Annotated in this window: 16 protein-coding genes and 5 tRNA genes; 1 reads left to right on the forward strand and 20 read right to left on the reverse strand. The window is 52.8% G+C overall.

All coding sequences use genetic code 11. From position 1 onward, the window contains the following. Positions 1-188: 188 nt before the first annotated feature. Positions 189-2,150 carry a heavy metal translocating P-type ATPase gene (locus ACFCTO_RS04345; RefSeq protein ID WP_499876450.1) on the reverse strand — a complete coding sequence of 654 codons (1,962 nt, stop codon included), beginning with the start codon at positions 2,148-2,150 and terminating at the stop codon, positions 189-191. Between the two features lie 192 nt (positions 2,151-2,342). Between ACFCTO_RS04345 and ACFCTO_RS04350 the strand changes: the two genes are divergently transcribed. Beyond that, on the forward strand, positions 2,343-3,227 hold the full coding sequence (locus tag ACFCTO_RS04350) for a ketopantoate reductase family protein (protein WP_492001275.1): 885 nt from the start codon (positions 2,343-2,345) through the stop codon (positions 3,225-3,227). A 311-nt stretch (positions 3,228-3,538) separates the two neighbouring features. On the opposite strand, the gene ACFCTO_RS04355 is transcribed toward ACFCTO_RS04350, so the two are convergent. The 19 genes from ACFCTO_RS04355 to ACFCTO_RS04445 all read right to left on the reverse strand — a co-directional run bounded on the left by ACFCTO_RS04355 (position 3,539) and on the right by ACFCTO_RS04445 (position 23,255). Then, positions 3,539-4,687 carry an acyl-CoA dehydrogenase gene (locus ACFCTO_RS04355; protein ID WP_294024993.1) on the reverse strand — a complete coding sequence of 383 codons (1,149 nt, stop codon included), beginning with the start codon at positions 4,685-4,687 and terminating at the stop codon, positions 3,539-3,541. 198 nt (positions 4,688-4,885) lie between these two features. After that, positions 4,886-6,004 (reverse strand): 2-hydroxyacyl-CoA dehydratase subunit D, encoded by a 1,119-nt coding sequence (locus ACFCTO_RS04360; protein ID WP_014015709.1) that lies wholly within the window; start codon positions 6,002-6,004, stop codon positions 4,886-4,888. Continuing rightward, positions 6,004-7,290 (reverse strand): 2-hydroxyacyl-CoA dehydratase subunit D, encoded by a 1,287-nt coding sequence (locus tag ACFCTO_RS04365; protein WP_020311648.1) that lies wholly within the window; start codon positions 7,288-7,290, stop codon positions 6,004-6,006. The genes ACFCTO_RS04360 and ACFCTO_RS04365 overlap by 1 nt, the downstream gene beginning before the upstream one ends. 21 nt (positions 7,291-7,311) lie before the next feature. Beyond that, complete coding sequence (locus tag ACFCTO_RS04370) at positions 7,312-8,088, reverse strand: acyl-CoA dehydratase activase (protein WP_014015707.1); 777 nt, start codon at positions 8,086-8,088, stop codon at positions 7,312-7,314. A gap of 25 nt (positions 8,089-8,113) precedes the next feature. Next, the gene (locus ACFCTO_RS04375; RefSeq protein WP_014015706.1) at positions 8,114-9,028 is read right to left on the reverse strand and encodes a VOC family protein; all 915 of its coding nucleotides are present in this window, start codon (positions 9,026-9,028) and stop codon (positions 8,114-8,116) included. Next, positions 9,025-10,578: a propanoyl-CoA transferase Pct gene (gene pct, locus ACFCTO_RS04380; RefSeq protein WP_303147971.1), complete on the reverse strand. Its 1,554-nt coding sequence runs from the start codon at positions 10,576-10,578 to the stop codon at positions 9,025-9,027. The genes ACFCTO_RS04375 and pct overlap by 4 nt, the downstream gene beginning before the upstream one ends. A gap of 787 nt (positions 10,579-11,365) precedes the next feature. Next, positions 11,366-12,886, reverse strand: coding sequence for an L-lactate permease (locus ACFCTO_RS04385; RefSeq protein ID WP_302485189.1), 1,521 nt, complete (start codon positions 12,884-12,886; stop codon positions 11,366-11,368). A gap of 313 nt (positions 12,887-13,199) precedes the next feature. After that, positions 13,200-14,096, reverse strand: a complete 897-nt coding sequence (locus ACFCTO_RS04390; protein WP_292262284.1) for a mechanosensitive ion channel family protein — start codon at positions 14,094-14,096, stop codon at positions 13,200-13,202. Between the two features lie 453 nt (positions 14,097-14,549). Continuing rightward, positions 14,550-15,737: an elongation factor Tu gene (tuf, locus tag ACFCTO_RS04395; RefSeq protein WP_292300603.1), complete on the reverse strand. Its 1,188-nt coding sequence runs from the start codon at positions 15,735-15,737 to the stop codon at positions 14,550-14,552. Between the two features lie 148 nt (positions 15,738-15,885). After that, positions 15,886-15,962 (reverse strand) — tRNA-Met (locus tag ACFCTO_RS04400). Between the two features lie 5 nt (positions 15,963-15,967). Beyond that, positions 15,968-16,043: transfer RNA gene (locus ACFCTO_RS04405), tRNA-Thr, on the reverse strand. 58 nt (positions 16,044-16,101) lie between these two features. Continuing rightward, positions 16,102-16,177 (reverse strand) — tRNA-Met (locus ACFCTO_RS04410). A 5-nt stretch (positions 16,178-16,182) separates the two neighbouring features. Then, positions 16,183-16,268 (reverse strand) — tRNA-Tyr (locus ACFCTO_RS04415). Between the two features lie 6 nt (positions 16,269-16,274). Then, positions 16,275-16,350: transfer RNA gene (locus ACFCTO_RS04420), tRNA-Thr, on the reverse strand. 199 nt (positions 16,351-16,549) lie between these two features. Beyond that, positions 16,550-17,878 carry a replicative DNA helicase gene (gene dnaB / locus ACFCTO_RS04425; protein ID WP_499876451.1) on the reverse strand — a complete coding sequence of 443 codons (1,329 nt, stop codon included), beginning with the start codon at positions 17,876-17,878 and terminating at the stop codon, positions 16,550-16,552. Position 17,879: 1 nt separating this feature from the next. Further along, positions 17,880-19,799, reverse strand: coding sequence for a Lon family ATP-dependent protease (lonC, locus tag ACFCTO_RS04430; protein WP_418518100.1), 1,920 nt, complete (start codon positions 19,797-19,799; stop codon positions 17,880-17,882). A 22-nt stretch (positions 19,800-19,821) separates the two neighbouring features. Beyond that, positions 19,822-20,268: a 50S ribosomal protein L9 gene (gene rplI, locus ACFCTO_RS04435; protein WP_020311654.1), complete on the reverse strand. Its 447-nt coding sequence runs from the start codon at positions 20,266-20,268 to the stop codon at positions 19,822-19,824. Next, complete coding sequence (locus ACFCTO_RS04440; protein ID WP_499876452.1) at positions 20,265-22,280, reverse strand: DHH family phosphoesterase; 2,016 nt, start codon at positions 22,278-22,280, stop codon at positions 20,265-20,267. The genes rplI and ACFCTO_RS04440 overlap by 4 nt, the downstream gene beginning before the upstream one ends. A gap of 18 nt (positions 22,281-22,298) precedes the next feature. Beyond that, positions 22,299-23,255, reverse strand: a complete 957-nt coding sequence (locus ACFCTO_RS04445) for a YybS family protein (protein ID WP_292261373.1) — start codon at positions 23,253-23,255, stop codon at positions 22,299-22,301. Between the last annotated feature and the right edge of the window lie 18 nt (positions 23,256-23,273).

A 23,273-nucleotide genomic window follows, 5' to 3' on the forward strand; every position in this document is an offset into this window, starting at 1 on the left:
TCTTTTACCCGTTCATCGTCATTATATCCGCACTGCTTTCACAGTGCTCTGTTTGTGTGATGTGCCTATTATCCCTGAAAAGAGGCTGGTTGTCAAGGACTTTTGTTAATATTTTTAAATTTTATTTCGTTAAACGTTATATTTTAAATTTAGTTAAACGTTTTTATTACCGATTTGCCAGAAAGACTTTATTTTTTGTAAAGCATGCGTACCGAATTGAGGACACAAAGGGCGGCGACGCCGGAATCGGCAAAGACGGCAGCCCACATGGAAGCATAACCGGCAAACCCGGCGATCATGACGACGCCTTTGACGCCTAAGGCAAAGACGACGTTTTCCATGGCAATCTTCATGGTTTCCCGGGACAGGTGGAGTGCTGCCGGTACGGCGCTGACCCGGGACTGCATGAAGACGACGTCAGCCGCTTCGACGGCTGCATCGGCACCACTGCCCATAGCAGCGCCGACATCGGCACCGGCCAGAACAGGCGCATCGTTGATGCCGTCGCCGACGAAGAGGATCGGCCCGTATTGCTTACGCAGGGCATCCATCTGATTGACTTTATCCTGCGGCAGCAGCTTGGCCCGGACGTCGTCGATGCCCGTCTTAGAGGCGATGTAATCTGCGGCTTTCTGAGAATCACCGGTAAGCATGGCCGTCGTGATGCCCATGCGGGAAATGGCCTTGACGGCGTCGACAGCGTCTTCTTTGATGGTGTCCGAAATGACCAAGCGGCCGGCATAGGCTCCGTCGATGGCGACGTACAGCTCCGAACCGTACTCGACGTCGTCCATGGCCGGCAGGACGATGTGGCGGGTATCCATGAGCTGGCGGTTGCCGCAGAGGACGCTATGGCTGCCGACCTGGGCTTTCAGGCCCTGCCCGGCGATTTCTTCCATTTCCGACGGCTCGGTCAGGCTCAGGCCCTGTTCACAGGCCTGGGCGACGACACTGCGGGCAATGGGATGGTTCGACGCCTGTTCTGCCGACGCGCAGAGGCAGAGGACGTCATCGGCACTGCGGTTATCGGCCGGAACGACCTGGTGGACGACGAAGTTACCTTTGGTAATGGTACCGGTCTTATCGAAGACGACGGCGCCGATGTGCTTCATCTGTTCCATGGCAATACCGCCCTTGAAGAGGATGCCCTGTTTCGACGCCGCACCGATACCGGCGAAGAAGCTCAGGGGTACGCTGAGGACCAGGGCGCAGGGGCAGCTGATGACCAGAAAAGTCAAAGCCGTATAAATCCAGTAGTGCCACTGACCGGTCACCAGGGACGGGATGATGGCCGTAGCCGCGGCGATGGCGACGACAGCCGGTGTATAGATGCGGGAAAAGCGCGTAATGAAACGGTCGATTTTCGGCTTGCGCGCCGCTGCCCTTTCGACGGATTCCAAAATCTTCGTGACCATCGATTCTGCCAGGGGCTTGGTCACTTTGACGTGGAGGACGCCAGACGTATTGATGCTGCCCGACAGGACTTCCGAGCCTTCCCGGCAGATGACCGGAACCGGTTCCCCTGTCAGGGCCGACGTATCGATGAGGCTTTCGCCGGCCGTGACGACACCGTCCAAGGGGATGCGGTCACCGACGCGGACGACGACGACATCACCGGCAGCAGCGTCCTTGGCCGGGATGGTGACCGTCGAGCCATCGGCCGTTACGCGATGGACGACTTCCGGGCGCATATCGATGGCGGCGGCCACCTGCTTGCGGCTGCGGTTGACGGCCCGGTCTTCCATGGCTTCGCCGATGCGACTGAAGAGCATGACGGCGACGGCTTCTGGATAGTCACCGATGGCAAAGGCGCCGATGGTAGCCACGGCCATGAGAAAATTTTCATCGAAAGGCTGGCGCTTCATGATGTTTTCTCCAGCTTCCCGCAGGACGCCGTAGCCTAAGAGCAGATAGGCGATGATATAGGCGGGAAGGGAAAAATCATCGGGAATAATACCGGTCAGGTAGGTGACTAAAAAGAGCACCGTCCCGGCGACGAGGGTCCACAAGGGACTTTCTTCTTCGTCATCATCGTCGTCACCGCAGCAGCAGCCGCAAGTGCCGACAGCATCCATTTTGACGGCTTCGTCTTCGTCGTGATGGTCGTTGCAGCAGGAACAGCCCTGGTCTTTCAAAAATTCTTCTTCCATAGATATGCCTCCTTCAGGGACTCACTTTTTATTTGCCTTCATGATATCATTAAAGTTAAATATGTTCAAGTGTTCATATGTTATCTTCATATACTTTTTGGGCATACCCTGACCGATTTGCTGTTTATCCGGGCCTGTGCGATAATAAGGTATACTTGATTATTCAAAGAGGGGTTGATAATTGTGAAAATTATGATTACCGGCATCGGCGGCGTCGGGGGATATATCGCGTCCGTCCTCTGTGCCAATTATGATGACGTAACACTCATTGCCCGGCGGAAGCGCAAAGAATCGCTCCAGACAAAGGGCCTCGTCGTCCACAGCGACTTCTTCGGCGACCACACGGCCCATCCGGCCGTCACGGACGATCCCGCCTCGGCAGGCATCCAGGACGTCATCTTCGTCTGCGTCAAGAATTATTCCCTGGAAGCGGCTCTGACGGCGGTCCTGCCCTGCATCGGCGACGATACGATCGTCGTCCCTGTCCTCAACGGCTTCACCTATCACGATACGGCAGCGGCCCTCATGAAGCGCGGAAAAATCGTCGATTCGGCCATCTACATCACGTCATCTTATAAAGAAGACTACTCCATCCGCCAGGAAGGGCGCTTTGCCCGTATCTACATCGGTTCGGACGACGCCGATGCGACGAAGAAAATCTACGGCATCCTCAACCATCCAGGCCTGACCTGCTGCATCGCCGAGAACATCACCGTCGAAATCTGGCGCAAATTCATCCTCAACTGCGCCTATAACGTCCTGACGGCGTACTATCGAACATCCATCGGCGGCGCCCTCTCCCAGCCCCATGGCAGGGAAGAATTCCGGGCTCTCCTGCAGGAAGCCTATGACGTCGGCAAGGCCGCCGGAGTCCCCCTGCCCGACGACGTCGTCGACGACCAGTACGACCGCATCTTAGGCAGCGACGACATGGATGCCACGAGCTCCCTCAAGCGGGACATCGCCGCCGGCCACCAGAGCGAGCTGGATACCTTCAGCGGCGCCCTCATCCGCCTGGCCCACCAGTACGGCGTGCCCGTGCCCATGTCGGAGAAATGTTACCGGGCGTTGGTGTAGGGGCGCCCATACGGGCGCCGCAGGCCGCAGTGTAAAGCCCCGTTAAGTGGCTCGTGGTTCGTGGTTAGGGGTTAGGGGTTCGTAGTTAGGGGCTGGCTTACGCATTACTGTAGCAAGGCCCCTCAGACCGCCTGGAGCGGTCAGCTCCCCTTCTCAGGGGAGCCACTACAAACTGCAAATTACAAACACGAAAAAGAGAGGCTGTCGCATCGGCGACAGCCTCTCTTTGTAAGCGGTTTTATCTCATACTGTTTTATACTATTTCTATACGTGTTTCAAAAGGAGGAGAGTTCTGTTAGGAAACTCTTTGATTATCTGAGGATGGCGCCAGAGATAACCATCTGCTGTACCTGGTTGGTGCCTTCGTAGATCTGAGTGATCTTAGCATCGCGCATGTAGCGTTCAACCGGATATTCGCGAGTGAAGCCATAGCCGCCGAATACCTGGACAGCATCGGTGGTGACCTGCATAGCTACGTCAGAAGCATATTTCTTAGCGATAGCTGCGTCTACGGAGTAGGATTTAACGTCAGGCTGAGCCATTTTCCAAGCTGCTTTGTAGACAGCGAGGCGAGCCGTTTCGATTTTGAGTTTCATGTCAGCGAGCATGAAGCTGATAGCCTGGAATTTAGCGATCGGTTTGCCAAACTGTGTACGTTCTTTAGCATACTGAACAGCTGCATTGTAAGCGCCTTCAGCAATGCCGAGAGCCTGTGCGCCAACGCCAACACGGCCGCCGTCGAGGGTCATCATAGCGATCTTGAAGCCTTCGCCTTCTTTGCCGAGGAGGTTTTCAGCCGGAACTTTTACGTTCTGGAATACGAGTTCACGCTGTACGGAAGCGCGGATACCCATTTTAACTTCTTTTTTGCCATAGGTAAAGCCTTCCATGCCTTTTTCGAGGATGAAAGCGCTCATGCCTTTAGCGCCTTTGGATTTGTCCGTGGAAGCGAATACGACAGTAACGTCAGCTTCGCCGCCGTTGGTGTTGAAGACTTTGGAGCCGTTCAAGGTGTAGCTGCCATCTTCGTTTTTCGTAGCGACTGTGGAGCCGTTCAAAGCGTCGGTACCAGCATTCGGTTCAGTGAGGCCGAAAGCGCCGAGTTTTGTGCCTTCTGCGAGGGGTTTGAGGAATTTAGCTTTCTGTTCAGCTGTGCCAAATTTCCAGATCGGCCAGGAGCAGAGCATAGTGTGTACTTCAAAGCTGAGTGCGATGGAGGGGTCAACTTTAGCTACTTCTTCGCAAGCAACTGCGAGGCTGAGGAAGTCAGCACCTACGCCGCCGTTTTCTTCTTCCCAGGGAATACCGAGAAGGCCGAGAGTACCCATTTCGTCGAGGATAGCGCGGTCAAATTCTTCTTTTTCGTCGCGATCTTTGACAGTGGGAGCTAATTTTTTTTCTGCAAAATCTTTTGCGAGATTTGCGATATCTTGCTGTAATTCAGAAAGTTTGAATTCCATGATTGAGTTTCCTCCTAAAAGATTGTATATATGGTTTTTATTTAAAAACGGCAGAGCCGTCTTTAAAGCGTCATGAACAGCCCACAGCCCGCACAACGCGGGCTGCAAGCTGCCATACTGTCTGCCGGAGCAGGCAATCTATCCTGTAGCAGGCACCTTTCGGAGTCCCGCCCAGATGGCTGATGGATCAGGCGATTCTTAGAGAATTTCCGAGAAAGCCTGGATACGGGTACGGAGCTGTTCGAGCGACGGAGATTCGATGTCGAGGTCGAGGACGGTGTAACGGACACCGGCTGCTTCGAATTCCGGTTTGTAAATCGGATAGTCGAATTCTTCCGGATCGCAGAAGCGCATCATGCAGATGACGACAGCGTCAGCATTGTATTTCTTGGTCATGTCGATGAGCATCTGGCCACGCGGTTTGTCTTCGTTCAAAGCGAGCGGGCAGCCATCGAAGTCCTGCCACTGCTGAGCGAGCTGTTCGAGGGGATCGATGCCGGACGGTACGTCTGTACGGAACTGGCGGGATTCCTGAGCGAGGTCGTCAGCGACGACAGCGATGTTGAATTCGCTGAAGATGTCGAGGAATTCATCCGGTTCTGCCATGATACCGGAGAGGATGACTTTTTTGCCATTCCACGGCTGTACCGGTTCTTTCTTGACAGCGTCGATAAGTTCGCGGACCAAAGCGGTGTGTTCAGCTTTGTCCATGAACCAGCGGGCTTTGATGACGTCATGGCGTTTGACCGGAGTGAAGATCTGCGGGTACTGAGCAGCTACGTCGCAGAATTCACGCATAACCTGACGGTTTTCGTTGTATACTTTGATAGCTTCCTGGATAGCCAGGTCGGAGATTTTTACGTTGAGGATACGTTCCAATTCAGTGCGGACATGTTCGTATTCAGCTTTGAGGAAGTCGACAGCCGGGCGGATCTTACGGTTCTGGGGCTGTGTGAAGACGATGACCGGAGCTTTGCCGTGCCATTTCTGGCTCATGCAGCGGAGGGTATCGCAGGGAACGGAGAAGATGACAGCGTCGAGGCAGTCATACGTGCCGTTGAGCTGGAGTTCCATGTCAGCCTGCATCAAGGAACAAGCGAACGGAGGAAGGTATGTACGAGCTGCGGAGATCTGCGGGTTCTGGGAGCCGAACATGCCTACCGGGAGATAGCCTGCAGCGTATACGATTTCTTCCGGAGCGTAGTAAGGCATCATGCCTACGAGGCCTTTGCCCTGTTTTTTATAATTCAAAACCGTCTTCTGGGGATGGTTGGATACTTCCTGTAATTTGCTGATAAGTTCGTCGATCTGACTCATTAGTGGTTTCCTCCTTCATTGGCTTTTTTGTCTGCCATCATTTCTGCCAAAGCTTCTACGCGGGTATCGAACTGTGCTTCCGAGAAGTTACGAGCATCGGTCTGGTCGCCGTCGAAAATGACATACGGTACGCCGAGGTTCTTCTGGACGCGCTGGCCACCTTCGTTGTTGAGGAGGCTCATGTTCTTGCAGGAACGGTTCTGATGCATGATCAAGCCGTCGCATTTGCCGTCGCGGACAACTTTTTCAAGAACAGCGCCGCGCTGTTCGAGGCAGCAGTTGATATATGTACGGGAATAAGCTTCTGCCATGGATTCGAGGTCGCCCGGTTCGTAGGAAACGTCCCACATGCCAGGATAAGCGGAACCAGTCATGAGAGCGCCCTGACCTTTGAGTTCTTTGAAGGTGTGGCCGAGAGCGATCCAGACAGCGATACCTTCCCAGGTAACACGGGATTTTTCGTTTTCACCGAAAGCCCATTTCTTATTAGCTACTTTTTCGTCCAATTCTTTGAGGAATTTGTTGAACGTGATTTCCGAGTAGTTCAAGGAGCGGGCAGCAACGGCGAGGCCCATGTAGTTGAAGAGGTCGAAGCCGTTGAGCGGCGACGGTTTGTACTGGAAGTACGTAGCGATTTTGTTCCAGGCAGCGATGGAGCGCTGTGTCTGTTTCTGTACTTCGAAGAATTTGTCATAGTCGAAGGGACGGCCGCAAAGGTCTTCGAGCTGTTTGATAGCATGTTTGAATTCGCCGACGATGTACTGTTTAGCGTGTTTCGTAACAGGGAATTCATGGTTGAACGGTACGTCGATGTTGATGAGAGGTACGTTCAATTCTTTAGCCAAGTTTTCATACCATTTGAGCAAGGTATTGCAGATGTTGTTGCAAGTGAGGACAACATCCGGAAGGGGAATCGGAGAAGCCGGGGAGTTTTTGAGGACTTCCGGCGTTTCGCCTGTCAGAGCCTGCTGTTTGAGGAGTTCCATGTAGCCCATGTTGACGCGGCAGTAGGAACAGATGTCCTGGTTGTAACCTTTGTTTTCAGCAACTTCGAGCATGGCCGGAGCCCCGTGACGGGCACCGATACCAGCTGCGTGAGTTTCCGGATAGACGATGGCGATGTCCATAGCCGTGCAGAATTCCGGAGGAGCGACAGAAGCGGACCAGCAAACGAGGCGGCCTTCTTTTTTCGCTTTACGTGCGTCTTCATCGACTTTCGGCAAGAAGTAACCAAGGGCTTCCTTGGAGCTCATGCTTTCAATATCTACTGTTTTTTCTTCACTCATGATTTTGTTCTCTCCTTTGACTTATTTCTTGATTTTATCATAAGCAATCAAAGCAGCTCCGAGAGCACCCACCGCTTGGGGATGCAGAGCGACTCTGACAGGAATACCTAATTCTTTCGATACGGCATCGACGACGCCGGGATCGCGGGAGCCACCGCCGGTCATGGTCAGGTCTTCACCGACACCGACGCGGCGCACGAGAGCGCAGGCTTTGGCGGCGATGGACTGATGGACACCGGCTACGATATCTTCTTTCGGGACATTCTTGGAAAGAAGGGAAATGACTTCCGATTCAGCAAAAACCGTGCAGGTACTGCTGACGGCAGCGGGATGCTTCGATTTGAAGTACCAGTCCCCCATTTCAGACATGGGGATTTCCAGTACCTTCGACATGACGTCGAGGAAACGGCCCGTACCAGCGGCGCATTTGTCGTTCATGGCAAACTGCATGACCAGGCCCTGGCCATTCAATTTGATGGACTTGACGTCCTGACCGCCGATATCGAGGATGGTCGTCGTACCGGGGCATTCAAAGAGGGCCCCTTTGGCATGGCACGTGATTTCGCTGACTTCGCCTTTGGCGCAGTCGACATTGAAACGGCCATAGCCTGTGGCGATGATGTTCGCCATGTCTTCAATTTTTAAGTTGGTATCTTTGAAGACTTCGTCCAGGACGCGTTCCGGACCGGTCGAACCGGTGCCGATTTCAACGACGGCATGGGCGACGATCTTCTTGCCATCTTCCAGGATGACTGCCTTGGAAGAAGAAGAACCAACGTCGATTCCGAGAGTATACACAGTTTTCACCTTTCTTTATAAAAAATCAATCATTAAAAGGGTTGGGATTGCTGCGATTGATGGGAGCTACGGTCTGGACATATTCGACGAGGATGCCGGCGTCCGTGCTGGGACGGCGGAAGTTGACGATGATATCGTCCGTTCCCCGGACGGCTTTCTTTTCGAGCATGCAACCAGGCTTCTGGCTTTCCATAATCTGACGTACCTTTTCGACATCATCCACTTCAAAGGCGATATGAGCGATACCTCCCCTGCCATGATTGAAATCTTTGAGGACCCCTTCACGGGGAATAATGAATTCGATAGGCGTACTGTTTTCACCTTTTTTAGTGAAAATGAGATCCGCATGGTAGGCGTCGACGAAACCGGAATAATCCACTTCCAGACCATTGGTCTTGATGAATTCATGGGCCTTTTCCAAGGTCGGCAAGACGATGCCGATATGGTGCAGGCGCATGGGATGCCATGTTTCGTTGAGCTTCCCTTTTTCCGGGCCGAGATTCTTAACGAAAGGATTTTCGCCGCGGCCGGTGATAGGTGCTGTCGTCTGAACATATTCAACGAGGATACCCTGGTTGGTTGTCGGGCGGCGGAAGTTGACGATAATGTCGTCCGTACCCTGGACAGCTTTCTTTTCTAACATGCATCCCGGACAATCTGCTTCCATTTCCTGGCGGACAGCTTCGACATCGTCCACTTCGAAGGCGATGTGGGCAATGCCGCCGCGGCCACCATTGAATTGGGTAAGCACACCGGAGTGCGGGATAATCATTTCAATCGGGCTGGCAAATTCACCAAACTTAGTGAAAATGAGATCAGCCTGGTAAGCATCGACATAGCCGGCATAGTCGATTTCAAGTCCATTATTCTGCATGAATTCATGGGCTTTTTCTAAGGTCGGCAGGACAATGCCTACGTGGTGGAGTCGCATAGGTTTCATTTTTTCACCCCCATCGGGCCGTCCTGGAAGAGGCGGGCATCCATGAGTTTCGGATTATCAATGATCGGCTTGAAGTCCATGTGAGCGAGGATATCTTTTTCAATATCGATGCCCGGTGCGACTTCGATGAGTTTCAAGCCTTCTTTGGTCAGTTCAAATACGCAGCGTTCTGTGATGTAGAGAACGTGTTTGCCGTTGCGGGCTGCATAGGAACCGTTGAAAGTGATCTGGTCGACAGCTTTGATGAACTTCTTGGCTTTGCCTTCCTGGAGGATCTTGACTTTGCCGTCTTCGACAGCGATTTTCAAGCCGCCAGCCGTGAAGGTGCCGCAGAAGTAAACATTCGGTGTCTGCTGGGAAATGTTCGGGAAACCGCCGCAGCCGGCAACGTTAGTACCGAACTTGCTGACGTTGATGTTGCCCGAGCCATCGCACTGGGCCAGGCCGAGGTAAGCGATGTCCAGACCGCCGCCATCGTAGAAGTCGAACTGATAGGTGTGGTCGATGATGGCATCGGCATTGCGGGACGAACCGAAGCGGGCACCGCCCTGCGGTACGCCACCGATGGCGCCACCTTCGACGGTCAGGGTAATGGTATCGGCGATACCTTCTTCACCGGCAACAGAAGCAACGTATTCCGGAGCACCGACGCCGAGGTTGACGACAGCGTTTTCAGTCAATTCCAAAGCGCCGCGGCGGCCGATGATTTTCTTAGCGCTCATGGGGAGAGCTGCATCGGCAGCGCCTTCAGGAGCACGATGTTCACCGCTGAGGGACGGATCGTATTCGCAGTCATACGTCTGCTGATGGTCTTCCGGAGCTGCTACGACGACGTAGTCGACATAGATGCCAGGGATCTTGACCATGCGCGGGTCGAGGCTGCCGTGAGCGACGACGTCTTTGACCTGGACGACGACTTTACCGCCACAGTTGTGAACGGCCTGGGCGACGGAAGTGCTTTCGAAAGGCCCGATTTCTTCATCCATGGTGATGTTGCCCGATTCATCGGCATAAGTGCCGCGGAGGAAAGCTACGTTGACCGGGAATGTCGGATAGAAAAGCTGTTCGTGACCGTCGACTTCGATCAATTTGACCAAGTCTTCTTTAGTTACGTCATTGAGCTTGCCGCCGAGCTGACGGGGATCGAGGAAAGTTTCCAAACCGATATCCGTGAAGACGCCGAGTTTGTGGCCTGCCAAAGCGCGGAACCAATGAACCAGCGTGCCCTGCGAGAAGTTGTATGCTTCGATTTTGTTTTCAACAGCCAGTTTACCGATAGCCGGTACTGTCTGCCAGTGACCGATGATGGCGCGTTTCAAAAGACCTGTGTGTGCCAGGTGTTCTGCAGCACGGCCATCGCGTTTACCCTGGGAACCTGCGTAGATGTAAGTCAGGTTCTGCGGCGTGTTCGTATCCAAGAACCGTTTTTCCAAGGCTTTGGTCAGGGCTTCCGGATGGGCACTGCTGACAAAACCAATAGACGTAATCGTGTCGTTGTCTTTTACGAGCTGAGCTGCTTGTTCAGCTGTAATGATTTCTACTTTTCTCATTACCGTAACTTCCTCCTGCTATGTAGAGTGTACCGACGCTGTCGTCGCTACTGTCGTACGCCTTTGTGAAAATTTTCCAAAGGTGAATTACTGACTAGAATGATATCATGGAAAATCCATAACGTCAATGAATAAATTGGGACAAATTAGTCACAAGGAATAGAAAATCTACAAATCTATTCCACTTTAGAATTATAAATTTTGATATTTATAATTGTTTATTGAACAACTAATTCCAAGCGAATTACGGCGATAAAATGGCTTGTATATTAACATAAATAGATTAATTCATCACGTATGATTTTTATTTTAATCGATATTATATATCAAAAAGTCGGAAACCCCTGTAAAACAGCCATGACCAAAAGGTACTGTTAAAAATCAAGCATGATAATTCGTTATAGTATGTGAAAAACGGCACTTATTCTTCTCTTCTAGAATAGTTCGTAATAGGAAGTTTAGGGGTTAGGGGTTCGCCTGAATCATCTAAAAAAGCTGCCGCACGAAGCCCAGATGGCTTTATACGGCAGCCTTTTTTTGCTCTGTAGGGGTCGCCACGTGGGCGACCCGTTGGATATTTGGTGGCGCTCTCCCTAAAATGAATAATCACTCATATTCTAAGACAGGCCTATCATGATTATATAGACATAATAGATTTGAGTATATTGAACGTTTTCACGCATATCATTTGTCATGTATAACGTCTACATCACATTTCAGGCGGGCTTGCCACGTGCAAGCCCCTACAGAAAAAGGGACTGTCGCATGTGCGACAGTCCCTTTTTCCCTACCCTACCAGGACCTGTCCGAAGTAGACGATGGCCCCTAAGAGGATGATATATGGTACATAGACTTTCATGATTGCCTGAAGGATTTCGTTATCCTTGCCGGTCAGGGAGATGGCCCCGACGGCAATGGCGATACTTTGCGGCGAAATCATCTTGCCCGCGCAGGTACCAGCCGAGTTGGCAGCGGCCAGCCAGGCTTTATTGGCATTGATGGCGGCAGCAGCATCGGTCTGGAGGTTGCCGAAGAGGACGTTACTGGACGTACCGGAACCGGTGATGAACGTGCCGACAGAGCCGATGAGCGGTGCAATGGCCGGATACATCATACCCGTCGCTTCGACAGCCGTGCGGGCGATATCCGATGTCATGCCGCTGTAGCCCATGACCTTAGCCGTAGCGATGACAGCGATGATGGTGATGATCGTATTGCGCAGGCCTTTGATGGTGTTCAGCAAGACGATGAACATTTCACTGAAACGGGCCGACTGGGCTTTACCACTGATGAAGGCAGCCAACAAGATGAGGATACCCGGCGTATTGACCCAGACGAAAGTATAAGGTACGCCGCCCTGACCGGTATAGATGAGGACCGACGATTTAATAGCCATGAGCGGTGCATGGATGAAGGGAACGAGTTTCGACGTCAGCAATAAGAAGACAAAAATCAAGATGAAGGGCAGGCAAGCCAGCAGACCACCGCGGAGCGGTACGTGAGCCGGATTGATGTCCATGGCATATTCCGGATCGTCGATAGGACGGAAATGGGAATAAACGACGATGAGGGCCATGATGACGATAGAAGCCCCCATGACAGCCAGTTCCGGACCGACGAAGGCCGAGACGATGAGTTCCGGCACAGCCAGGCCCAGGGCCGAGAGCAGGGTAACCATGAAAACGCCTTTGAGGGCCTTCAGCGAGCCGCCGACGATGGCGACGATGATGAACGGGCAAAGGATGTTGAGCGGCAGGAGCTGCAAGCTGATATATGTCGACAGCTGGACCGGATCGAGGCCCGTCAAGTTAGCCAGGGTGCTGGCAGGGATACCGATGGAACCATACGTCGTCGGAACGGAGTTAGCAACCAGGCAGACCAGGATAGCCTTGATGGGGTCGAAACCCAGGGCAACCAGCATCGATGCCGGGATAGCGATAGCCGTACCGAAGCCGGCCATACCTTCCATGAAGGCGCCGAAACCCCAGCCAATGAGCAGGGCCAGGACGCGGCGGTCCTTGCTGACCGTCGTCAGCATGTGCTTGACGATATCCATGCTCTTGGTGTACAAGGTCAGATTATACGTAAAGATAGCGGCGATGATGACCAGTAAAATAGGCCAGCATGCCAGGGCCACGCCTTCCAGGGCTGCCGTAGCGGCATCCATGCCCGGCATATGATACCAGGCCAGGGCGACGGCAAAAGAAATGATCAAGGCAATGGGACATGCCTTGAAGCTCTGCATCTTCAGGAAGCCCAAAGAAACGATGAGCCACAAAATAGGTGACAATGCCAATAAAAATACCATAATACAAATACCCTCTTTCTTTGTTCACTTTTGAACTTATTATATGCTCAAAAACTATTAATAATTAAATAATTAATTCCCTAACAACATGATACTATTATATAATAGAAAAAGGGCATAAATCAACAGCTTAACAATGCTATTAAGGTATAGCTCAAGCCTTAGTTAGACGAAAAACGCAAGATTATTTTTCGATTTTGGCGAATATTCTTATTTCCCATCTTTATTCTTTTTTTCACATACTATGGATAGGGTACAAAAAAATCAGCTATTTCCTAAGAAATAGCTGAAAACATGTTCAAAAAGTAACGTTTTATTGTTCATTTTTTTGTATATAAATTACGCGCTGCGGATAAGGTATATCAATACCATTGGCATCGAAGGTATCCTTTACCTTGGACATAGTGTCGTAATAGACGGGGTAATAATTTTCCTTGGCGACCTTGGGAAAAGCGGCGATGCGTACGGAGCTTTCGGCAAATTCGCGGATGCCGATTTCCATCGTGTCGGCATTGAGGACCCGCCTGTCTTCCCGGAATATCTGCTTCAGCAGAGCAATGGCCTTGTGATGGTCGTTCTGGTAACCGATGTCGAAGAAAAAAGTAATGTACCTTTCCTGCTGGTAAGAGCTGTTGGTCACCTGGGACGAGGTGATACTGGAATTGGGGATGAAAATCGTCTTGTTGTCTTTCGTCGTAATAGCCGTATTCATCATCTGAATCCCTTTGACGCTGCCTTCTACACCGCCGACGGCGATCCAATCTCCGGCTTTGAAAGGCTTGAAGATCAGGATCAAAAGGCCGGAAGCGAAATTCGACAGATTGCTCTGCAAGGCCAGGCCGACAGCCAGGCCAAAGGCGCCGAACGCGGCCAGGAAGGAATTCGTCGGGATACCGGCCTTATTCAGGGCCGACAACAAGACCAAGGCCATGATGGCATAATAAATCAGCTGGCTGACAAAGGTGATGACCGTATGGTCGTAATTGGCATGGGTCATCATGCGGACAGCCAGGTTCTTGAAAGCCCGGGCCACGTAGCGGCCGACGATGAAGATGATAATGGCATAGATGACATCGGGACCGTGGTTGAGCAGAAAATCCTTTAAATGGTCCAGCGTCGTGACGCTCTGCGTGACCTGGTTCTGGACATCGGCCTGGACGACGTTAGCCGCCTGCTGCGCTGTATCGGCCGTATTTTCAGCAATGTTCATATTTCGCACCCTCCTCTTGTGTGTAGTTCTATTATACCCGGGATTTTGGGTAGTGGCTAGTGGCTAGGGGCTAGGGGTTCGTAGGGGCCGACGGCCCGGCTCTCCTGCTAGGAGAGCTGTCAGCGCAGCTGACTGAGAGGTTAACCTCTCCGGCCCTTCGGGCTACCTCTCCTATGAGGAGAGACTTCCGACGGATGCCTTACGTTACAGTTACCGTCATTCCCTCATTATACTAGAAGCGGGCTTGCCACGTGCGAGCCCCTACAATTGCGCAGACAGGCGATAACTAATTCACGGCCTGTAGCCTTGCGCATAAATGTATGCAAAAAAGGCGCTGTCGTATGAAGACAGCGCCTTTTTTGAGTTTAAAGTTTGTAGTTTTTAGTTTGCAGTTATTGGCTAAAAATTTAACCTCTTTCTACAAACTCGGCACTACAAACTTTAAACTATCTTTTAGCCTTCGATTTCGGATACGACACCGGCACCTACGGTACGGCCGCCTTCACGGATAGCGAAGCGCAGGCCTGCTTCGATAGCAATCGGTGTGATGAGTTCGACTTCCATCTTGACGTTATCGCCAGGCATGCACATTTCTGTGCCTTCCGGCAGGGTGATGACACCCGTTACGTCAGTCGTGCGGAAGTAGAACTGCGGACGATAGCCGTTGAAGAACGGCGTATGACGGCCGCCTTCATCTTTGGTCAGGACATAGACCTGAGCCTTGAATTTCGTGTGCGGATGAATCGTGCCCGGTTTAGCCAGGACCTGGCCGCGTTCGACGTCTTTGCGGTCGATGCCACGGAGGAGTGCGCCGATGTTGTCGCCTGCTTCTGCGAGGTCCAGGATCTTACGGAACATTTCAACGCCCGTAACGACGGTATCTTTCGGTTTATCAGCGAGGCCGACGATTTCGACAGCGTCACCGACTTTGATCGTACCACGTTCGACACGGCCCGTAGCAACCGTACCACGGCCGGTGATGGTGAATACGTCTTCGACAGGCATCAGGAACGGCTGGTCTGTCGGACGCTGCGGCGTCGGGATGTAGCTGTCGACAGCATCCATCAAGTCGAGGATGGATTTTTCAGCTTCCGGATCGCCTTCGAGGGCTTTCAATGCAGAACCTACGATGATAGGTACTTCATCGCCAGGATAATCATATTCAGTCAGGAGGTCGCGGACTTCCATTTCAACGAGTTCAATCAGTTCCGGATCGTCGACCTGGTCAGCTTTGTTGAGGTATACGACGATAGCCGGTACACCGACCTGGCGGGCCAGGAGGATGTGTTCACGAGTCTGCGGCATCGGGCCGTCAGCTGCGGATACAACGAGGATAGCACCATCCATCTGAGCTGCACCAGTGATCATGTTCTTGACATAGTCAGCATGCCCCGGGCAGTCAACATGTGCATAGTGGCGTTTTTCCGTTTCATATTCGACGTGCGCCGTGTTGATCGTAATACCACGTTCACGTTCTTCCGGAGCCTTGTCAATATCGGAGTAATCTTCGAACTTGGCAAAGCCCTTCTTTGCTAATACTTTCGTAATAGCAGCCGTTAATGTCGTTTTGCCATGGTCGACGTGACCAATCGTACCGATATTAACATGCGGTTTTGTTCTTTCATAATGTTCTTTTGCCATTGTAATCATTTCCTCCTTTAGGAAAAAAAACAGCTACCCACTTGTATTCTATCACACATCCGTACTCTTTGCTTAAAAAAATAGGAAAATTTAAACAAAAAATATTTTTGCATATAGAAATAACCTCGTATGCACGAGGTTATTAGTGTGGTGGCGGCTCGGAGATTCGAACTCTGGACACTGCGGGTATGAACCGCATGCTCTAGCCAACTGAGCTAAGCCGCCATGTGTGGAGCTATTGACCGGGATTGAACCGGTGACCTTATCCTTACCAAGGATACGCTCTACCGACTGAGCTACAACAGCTTATGAACTGGTCAAAGCCAATTATGAAGTTGTTTTTTTACCTGACAGTAAAAAAATTTGGTAGCGGGGGCAGGACTTGAACCTACGACCTTCGGGTTATGAGCCCGACGAGCTACCAACTGCTCCACCCCGCGATAATTGGTGGTGGGGGAAGGATTCGAACCTTCGAAGGCAAACGCCGGCAGATTTACAGTCTGCTCCCTTTAGCCACTCGGGAACCCCACCATTTACTGGAGCCAACGATAGGACTTGAACCTACAACCTACTGATTACAAGTCAGTTGCTCTACCAATTGAGCTACGTTGGCTTACTGTTCCGTGGAACGTAGTCTATTATATCAAAGGACTGACGTTCTGTCAAGAACTTTTTTATCAGCTTTTCTTATTTCTTCTGACGAGGCAGAACCCCGTTTCAAAAGTCTCTGTCAGAACCGCTGACTTGATTAGTATACTATACCCCACGGAATAATGCAAGTACTTTTTACACTTTTTTTAAATTAATTTTATCTACCCTTCATGCTGCGTGTCCAGGTTGAGGAACAGCGTGAACTCGTTCTTGAAGTAGAGCTTGACCGACCCGACAGGGCCGTTGCGGTGTTTGGCCAGGATGACTTCTGTAATGTGCTGGTTCTCCGTTTCCTTATCGTAGTAATCTTCGCGGTACAAGAAGGAAACGATATCCGCATCCTGTTCCAGGGCCCCCGATTCGCGGAGGTCACTGAGCATAGGCCGTTTATCCTGCCGGCTTTCGACACTGCGGCTGAGCTGGGACAAGGCGATGAGCGGTACTTTCAGTTCCCGCGCCAAGGCCTTGAGGGACCGGGAAATCTCGGAGATTTCCTGCTGGCGGCTTTCGGCATTGCGCCCCTGCATGAGCTGCAGGTAGTCGACGATGATCAGGTCCAGGCCGTGTTCCGACTTGAGGCGCCGCGCTTTCGATCGCATTTCGGCGACAGAGATGCCCGGCGTATCGTCGATGTAAATGGGCGACTCATAAAGTTTGTCGCAGGCATCGGTCAGGCGCGTCCACTCTTCATCGCTGTTGAGCTGGCCTGTGCGCAGTTTCTGCGAGTCGATATGGGCGATTTGGCAGAGCAGTCGCTGGACGAGCTGTTCCTGGGACATTTCCAGGGAAAAGAAGGCTACCGTCTTATGCTGACGGACGCCAACGTTCTGGGCGATGTTCAGGGTAAAGGCCGTCTTGCCCATACTCGGACGGGCAGCGACCAGGATCAGGTCCGACGGCTGCAGGCCCGACGTCATGCGGTCCAGGTCGCGGAATCCCGTCGGCAGGCCGGTGAGGCCCGCTTTATTTTCATAGAGCTTGGTGATCTTGTCCAGGGTCACTTCGACGACGGCGCCGACAGAAGCGAAATCGCCGCGGTTCTTTGTATCCGACAGCTGGAGGATGCGCCGTTCGGCATCGTCCAGGAGGGCTTCCGTTTCCTTTTGGCCATCATAGGCTTCCGCCGTCAGTTCGGTACACGTCGAAATGAGGTTGCGCGCCAGGGCCTTCTCGGCGACGATATTGGCGTAATATTCGATATTGGCCGCTGACCCGACCAGGTTCGGCAGGTTCAGGACATATTCGAGACCGCCTACATCGTCGAGCTTCTTCATGCGTTTCAACTCGTCCGGCAGGGTGATGACGTCGATTTCTTTATTTTCCCGATGGAGGTGTTCCATGGCCTCGAAGATGATGCGATGGACGTCGCGGTAAAAATCCTGGGACTGGAGCTTTTCCATAGCGACGATGACGGCATCATGGGATAAGAGCATCGCCCCCAGGACGGCTTGTTCCGCCTCTACGTTCTGCGGTGGAATCCGCTGTTCCATATTAGGCTCCCTCCTGTTCGACCAACATCAGTTTCAGTACGTCGTCGATGGTGACGGCATAGTGGATATCCAGGCCTAAATGACGTTCCGGGATATCATGAGCATTTTCTTTCGGGATGATGATTCCTTTCATGCCGGCCTGACGGGCGCCATAAGCCTTTTCAAAGACGCCGCCGACGGGCTTGACCTGGCCTTGGATGGAAATTTCCCCGGTCAGGGCCATATCCTGACGGACCGGCTTGCCTGTGATGGCCGAGATGAGGGCCGTCGTAATGGCACAACCTGCCGACGGGCCGTCGATATTGCCGCCGCCGACGAAGTTGATGTTGACGTCGTAATCGGACAGTTCCTTACCGGTCATGCGGCGGACGACAGCGGCTGCGTTGAACATGGAGTCCTTGGCCATGGAACCGGCCGTATCGTTGAAGCGGTAATAGCCCTTCCCCGGCGCCCGCGCCGGAAAGGCGACGGCTTCGATTTCAATGGCCGAGCCGAGGTAACCGGCGACGCCGAGGCCGAAGACCTTGCCGACGACAGGCGTATCGCTGGCCTTTTCCGTCACATAAGGCACGAGGCGGCTGATCTGGGCGACGCGGCGGACGTGGTCGCAGGTGATGCGCACGTGGTCCTTGGAGCCCGATTTAAAGACAGCCAGGCCATACGTGTCGGCCAGGATGTTGACGGCTTTGCGGCCTTCGATGGTAAACTCACTGATCAATTTGGCCACGCCGTCTTCCAGTTCTGCCCCCAGCTGGACAGCGGCATTGGTGACAATCTGTTCGATATCCGACGGGATGAGGGGTTCAAAGAAGATTTCAGCGCAGCGCGACCGGATGGCCGGATTGATTTCCGACGGGTCCCGCGTCGTCGCACCGATGAGGATGAAGTCGGCCGGAGCCCCTTCGGCAAAGAGTTTCTTGATATACTTCGGCACATTCGGGTCGTCTTCGTCGTAATAAGCCGATTCAAAACGGACCCGCTTGTCTTCCATGACTTTCAGCAGCTTGTTGAGCAGCATCGGGTCCATTTCCCCGATTTCGTCGATGAAGAGGATGCCGCCATGGGCTTCGGTGACCAGGCCCGGCTTCGGTTCCGGGATCCCCGTATCGGCCAGGTCGCGGCGGGCGCCCTGATAAATCGGGTCGTGGACCGAACCGATGAGAGGGTTGGTCATATCCCGCGAATCCCAGCGCAGCGTCGTCCCGTCCGTTTCGATAAAGGGCGCATCAGGGCCAAACGGTGTAAAGGGCAGCTTCTTGGCTTCGTCGAGGACGATGCGGGCAGCCGTCGTCTTGCCGACGCCAGGCGGTCCGTAGAGGAGCAGGTGCTGCGGATAGACAGACGATAACTTGCTCTGCATGGCTTCCACGGCCCGTTCCTGGCCGACGATAGCCCGGAGCTGTTTCGGCCGTACCCGTTCCATGACCGATTCCGTAAGATGGACGTTTTCCAGGTCGTCCAATTCCTTGAGCTTGCGCTTGGTCTGCGGCGTTTCGACGTCGTGCAGTTCTTCCTTGATGAGTTCCATCTTGATTTCCCGCACGTATTCCTGCTGTTTTTCATCCATGCGCTGGCTGATTTTCTTTTCCAGCCGTTCTTCTACGGCCTGACGGGCCAACATCTCAGCCAGGACCATTTCCAGTTCATTGAGGACGTTGATGACTTCATCGTCATCGGGTACTTTATCATACGAGACGTCTTCATAGATGAGGCGCTGCAGTCCGACCAGGCGCTGGCGCGGGTCTTCGGAATGGATGTACGACAAGGCAGAATACTTACTGGCCCGGAGGACCATCTTTTCAGACCCTATAAGACCAGTAAAAGCGCCATAAAGCACGTTAACCTGACGGCGGAGTTCTTCCTCCGCCGTCGGTTCGAGGTACTTATGGCGCTGTAATAATTTGTCCAATAATTCTTTCATTGTATCCCCTTATGGCTTATGATCAGCCTTCTACAACGTGTATTTTGATGACACTGGTAATCGTCGGATGGACGCGGATGGTGACATCGTAATCGCCGAGCGATTTAATCGGATCCTTGATTTCTACTTTTTTCTTGTCCAGGTCGATATCGTACTGGGCCTTGGCTGCTTCGCTGATGGTCTTGCCCGTAATGGCGCCGAAGACTTTGCCGCCTTCGCCGACTTTGACGGGAATGGTCAGTTCGACTTTCTTCAGCTGGCTGGCCAGGATGACGGCTTCATCCGAAGCGACCTGGGCCTTATGCTTGGCAGCGGCTTTTTTCTGTTTGGCATCGTTGAGGTTTTCCGATGTGCCGGGAGCGGCTAATTTACGGGGCAGGAGGAAGTTGCGGCCATAGCCTTCCGATACTTCGATGATGTCCCCTTTCTTACCGAGTTTCTTTACATCCTGTAATAAGATTACTTTCATTTTTCATCAATCTCCTTGTCTTTATCTATGATTTCATGGAGGGCGGCCATGACATCCCCCTGGGCTTCGACCAGGGTCCGGCCACGCAGCTGGGCACCGGCAACGGTACGGTGGCCGCCGCCGCCGAGAGCTTCCATGACTAATTGTACATTGATTTCGCCTTTCGAGCGGGCGCTGACACCGATGCAGTCATCGGCCAGATAATAGAAGGTAAAGCTGGCTTCGACGCTGTCGATGTTGATGAGCATATCCGCTACCTGGGCGGCGATGATGGTGGCATTGCGCTGACCCTTGGGGCAGCTGGCCATGGCGACGCCGTCGCTGATCTGGGCACCGGACAAGATGAGGGCCCGGTCCTTGACGGTATCGAAGTCAGAGCTGAACAGTTCGCGGACGATATCCGGATCCGCTCCGCAGCGGCGCAGATACGACGCGGCGTCGAAAGTGCGCACGCCGGTCTGGACGGCGAAGTTCTTGGTGTCGACAATGATGCCGGCATAGAGGGCCGTCGCTTCGATCTTCGATAATTCTACATCTTCCTGGAAATATTGCAAGAGCTCCGTCACCAGTTCACTCGTCGAAGAACTCGACGTTTCCGTATAGGTCAGCAAGGGCTTCTTGATGAAGTCCGAACTGCGGCGGTGATGGTCGATGACGACGCGCCGGTCCGTTTCGTCCAGCAAAGCCGGAGCTACGGTCATGTCCGGGCGGTGCGTATCGACGATGAACAGCAGGGTCTGGCTGTTGCAGATATTCTCCGCCGTTTCTGCCGAAATGAGCAGGTCCTTGAAATCGGGATTATCCATAATCTGATCTTCCAGGCGCCGGATGGCGTCGGTCTGATTGCTGACGACGACATGTACCGGCTTGCCTGCCAGGCGGGCCATGTGGGCTACGCCGACGGCAGCGCCGATGCTGTCATAGTCTTCCCGTTCATGTCCCATGACCAGGACCATATCGCTCGTATCGATGAGTTCGTGGATGGCCTGGGCGACGACGCGGGCCCGGACGCGGGTATTCTTTTCGACGCAGCGCGTCTTGCCGCCGTAGAAGTGAGGCGATCCGTCCTCTTCATAGACGACGACCTGGTCGCCGCCGCGGCTCAGAGCCAGGTCGAGGCCGGCCCGGGCTTTCGTAGCCAGTTCGTTGAAATTGGCTTTGCCCGCCGCAATGACGTCGCTCGGGAAGAGGGCGATGCCCATGCTGAGCGTCACGGGGATGCGGTTGACCGTATGGATGGAACGGATTTTTTCCAGGAAAGAAAAGTTATCCTCCTTATAATATTCCAGCGTATCCCGGCTCATGCAGGCAATGTACTTCTCATTGCCGTAGGCCCAGATAAAGCAATTATGGCCGGACAGTTCGCCGATGAGGCAGTTGTTGACGTTGGTCACCAGCGTAGCCCGCTGGACAGCCGTCATCCCCTTGGCAACTTCCTCCAGGTTGTCGATCTCGATATCGCAGAAAACGGGGACAGCAGCCAGGGAATTCAGCTTCTGCCGTTCCGTATCGGTAATGTCTTCAAAATAGAGGATGAGGTAATTGTCATCGTCAGCAGCTTCGGTCTGCAGATACTTGTAGACGACGCGGTAATAGCGTTCGCCGATGTGTTCAAAGAAATATCCCGATTTTCCCCAGAACTTATCGACTTTCAAGTTCGGCATGATGTGGTCCAGCTGCTGGTCGTTGTCGATGTCGCCGACCCAGTCTCGGAAGACGCTGTTGGCCCAGTACAAGTTGGACTGCATGTCGATGATGGCAATGCCGATAGGCAGATTCTGCACGGCATACGTCGAAGCCTGGTCGACGCTCTTGGAGATGGCATCGAAGAACTGGCTGATTTCCCGGTTGCGTTCGTTATGGTTCTTGCGGGTCAGGACATAAGCCCCGCCGATGAGGATCAGGGCCAGCAAGGCGATGACCCAATTATATACGGCAATGATGATAAGCAGCAAGACGGTAATCAGGAAGAAAGGTTCTTCCGACCGCCTTGACAGCAACGTTTTAAACATGGTTCCGCCCCCTGCGTACTAAAGCGTACGACCTTTTTTTCTATAATTCGTGAGCATGTCGAAGATGCCGGCTAAAAAGGCAGCATACGAAAAAACAGGCATGACAAAAAATGAGATGAGGATCAGGGCCTGAAGGCCATTCCCTAAACGGAAACGGCTGCTGAGGAGATAAAAGACGAAGGCAATTCCCTGGATACAGATGAAGAAGAAGGCAATCTGATTGAGATTCATACCGATGATATTGAGCCAGGTAATATCCCGTGTCACTCCCCAGTATTTCATGACCAATGCCAATATATATAAGTATATCATACTACGGGGTATTTCCCAATAACGAATAGGCAAAAACGCCTTGAGCGAAAAGCCGAGACGGCGCAGGATGACCTGGGAAATCTTGATGTTCGCGTAGGCGATGATGGCCGTCCCCAGACAGAGGAACATGGGCAGCAGCGACGGCAGCATCTCCCGGACCTGATTGAGCTGGGCCCGCGTTTCTGCCAATTTGACGTCAGACATGCCCTGCTGCTGGTACTGGGCCATCATGCTGTCCATGAACTGCGTGAAGAAATCGTTCATCTGGGTAAAGACGTTGACGTCGAGGACAACATAGGACAATAGGGCGATGACGACGAAGACGGCGACCAGGGCCGCTGTAACCGTCCCCAAGAGGCGTACAGCCGACCATTCATAGCGAAAGCCAGCTCCCAGGGCCAGGCCGACGGCACCGAAGCTCAGGAATTGGACCAATGCCGTCACCGGGTCGATGAACAGCCCCATGAGGAAGCCTACGGTCACGCCCAGCAGCAGGGTCTGGCGCAGACCGTATTTCATGAAAATGATGACCATGGGAATGGGCATGATGAAATAACCAATAAAAGAAAAAATCGGCACGTATGTACTGAGAAGCGCAAAGACCAGCATAATGGCGGCAAAACAGCCGGCCGTCGTCAGCGGTGTGACACGCCTCTGCTCCATAACAGTTCCCCCTTTCGT

Origin of the sequence: Megasphaera indica (assembly GCF_046614755.1) — a bacterium.
Taxonomy (GTDB): domain Bacteria; phylum Bacillota; class Negativicutes; order Veillonellales; family Megasphaeraceae; genus Megasphaera; species Megasphaera intestinihominis.

Bases quoted from the DNA above. Each gene is read 5' to 3' on its own strand.
- ACFCTO_RS04365 (WP_020311648.1), bottom strand. From the start codon at position 7,290: ATGAGTGAAGAAAAAACAGTAGATATTGAAAGCATGAGCTCCAAGGAA.
- ACFCTO_RS04345 (WP_499876450.1), bottom strand. From the start codon at position 2,150: ATGGAAGAAGAATTTTTGAAAGACCAGGGCTGTTCCTGCTGCAACGAC.
- ACFCTO_RS04360 (WP_014015709.1), bottom strand. From the start codon at position 6,004: ATGAGTCAGATCGACGAACTTATCAGCAAATTACAGGAAGTATCCAAC.
- lonC (WP_418518100.1), bottom strand. From the start codon at position 19,799: ATGAAAGAATTATTGGACAAATTATTACAGCGCCATAAGTACCTCGAA.
- pct (WP_303147971.1), bottom strand. From the start codon at position 10,578: ATGAGAAAAGTAGAAATCATTACAGCTGAACAAGCAGCTCAGCTCGTA.
- ACFCTO_RS04390 (WP_292262284.1), bottom strand. From the start codon at position 14,096: ATGAACATTGCTGAAAATACGGCCGATACAGCGCAGCAGGCGGCTAAC.
- ACFCTO_RS04355 (WP_294024993.1), bottom strand. From the start codon at position 4,687: ATGGAATTCAAACTTTCTGAATTACAGCAAGATATCGCAAATCTCGCA.
- ACFCTO_RS04350 (WP_492001275.1), top strand. From the start codon at position 2,343: ATGATTACCGGCATCGGCGGCGTCGGGGGATATATCGCGTCCGTCCTC.
- ACFCTO_RS04385 (WP_302485189.1), bottom strand. From the start codon at position 12,886: ATGGTATTTTTATTGGCATTGTCACCTATTTTGTGGCTCATCGTTTCT.
- dnaB (WP_499876451.1), bottom strand. From the start codon at position 17,878: ATGGAACAGCGGATTCCACCGCAGAACGTAGAGGCGGAACAAGCCGTC.
- tuf (WP_292300603.1), bottom strand. From the start codon at position 15,737: ATGGCAAAAGAACATTATGAAAGAACAAAACCGCATGTTAATATCGGT.
- ACFCTO_RS04445 (WP_292261373.1), bottom strand. From the start codon at position 23,255: ATGGAGCAGAGGCGTGTCACACCGCTGACGACGGCCGGCTGTTTTGCC.
- ACFCTO_RS04375 (WP_014015706.1), bottom strand. From the start codon at position 9,028: ATGAAACCTATGCGACTCCACCACGTAGGCATTGTCCTGCCGACCTTA.
- ACFCTO_RS04440 (WP_499876452.1), bottom strand. From the start codon at position 22,280: ATGTTTAAAACGTTGCTGTCAAGGCGGTCGGAAGAACCTTTCTTCCTG.
- rplI (WP_020311654.1), bottom strand. From the start codon at position 20,268: ATGAAAGTAATCTTATTACAGGATGTAAAGAAACTCGGTAAGAAAGGG.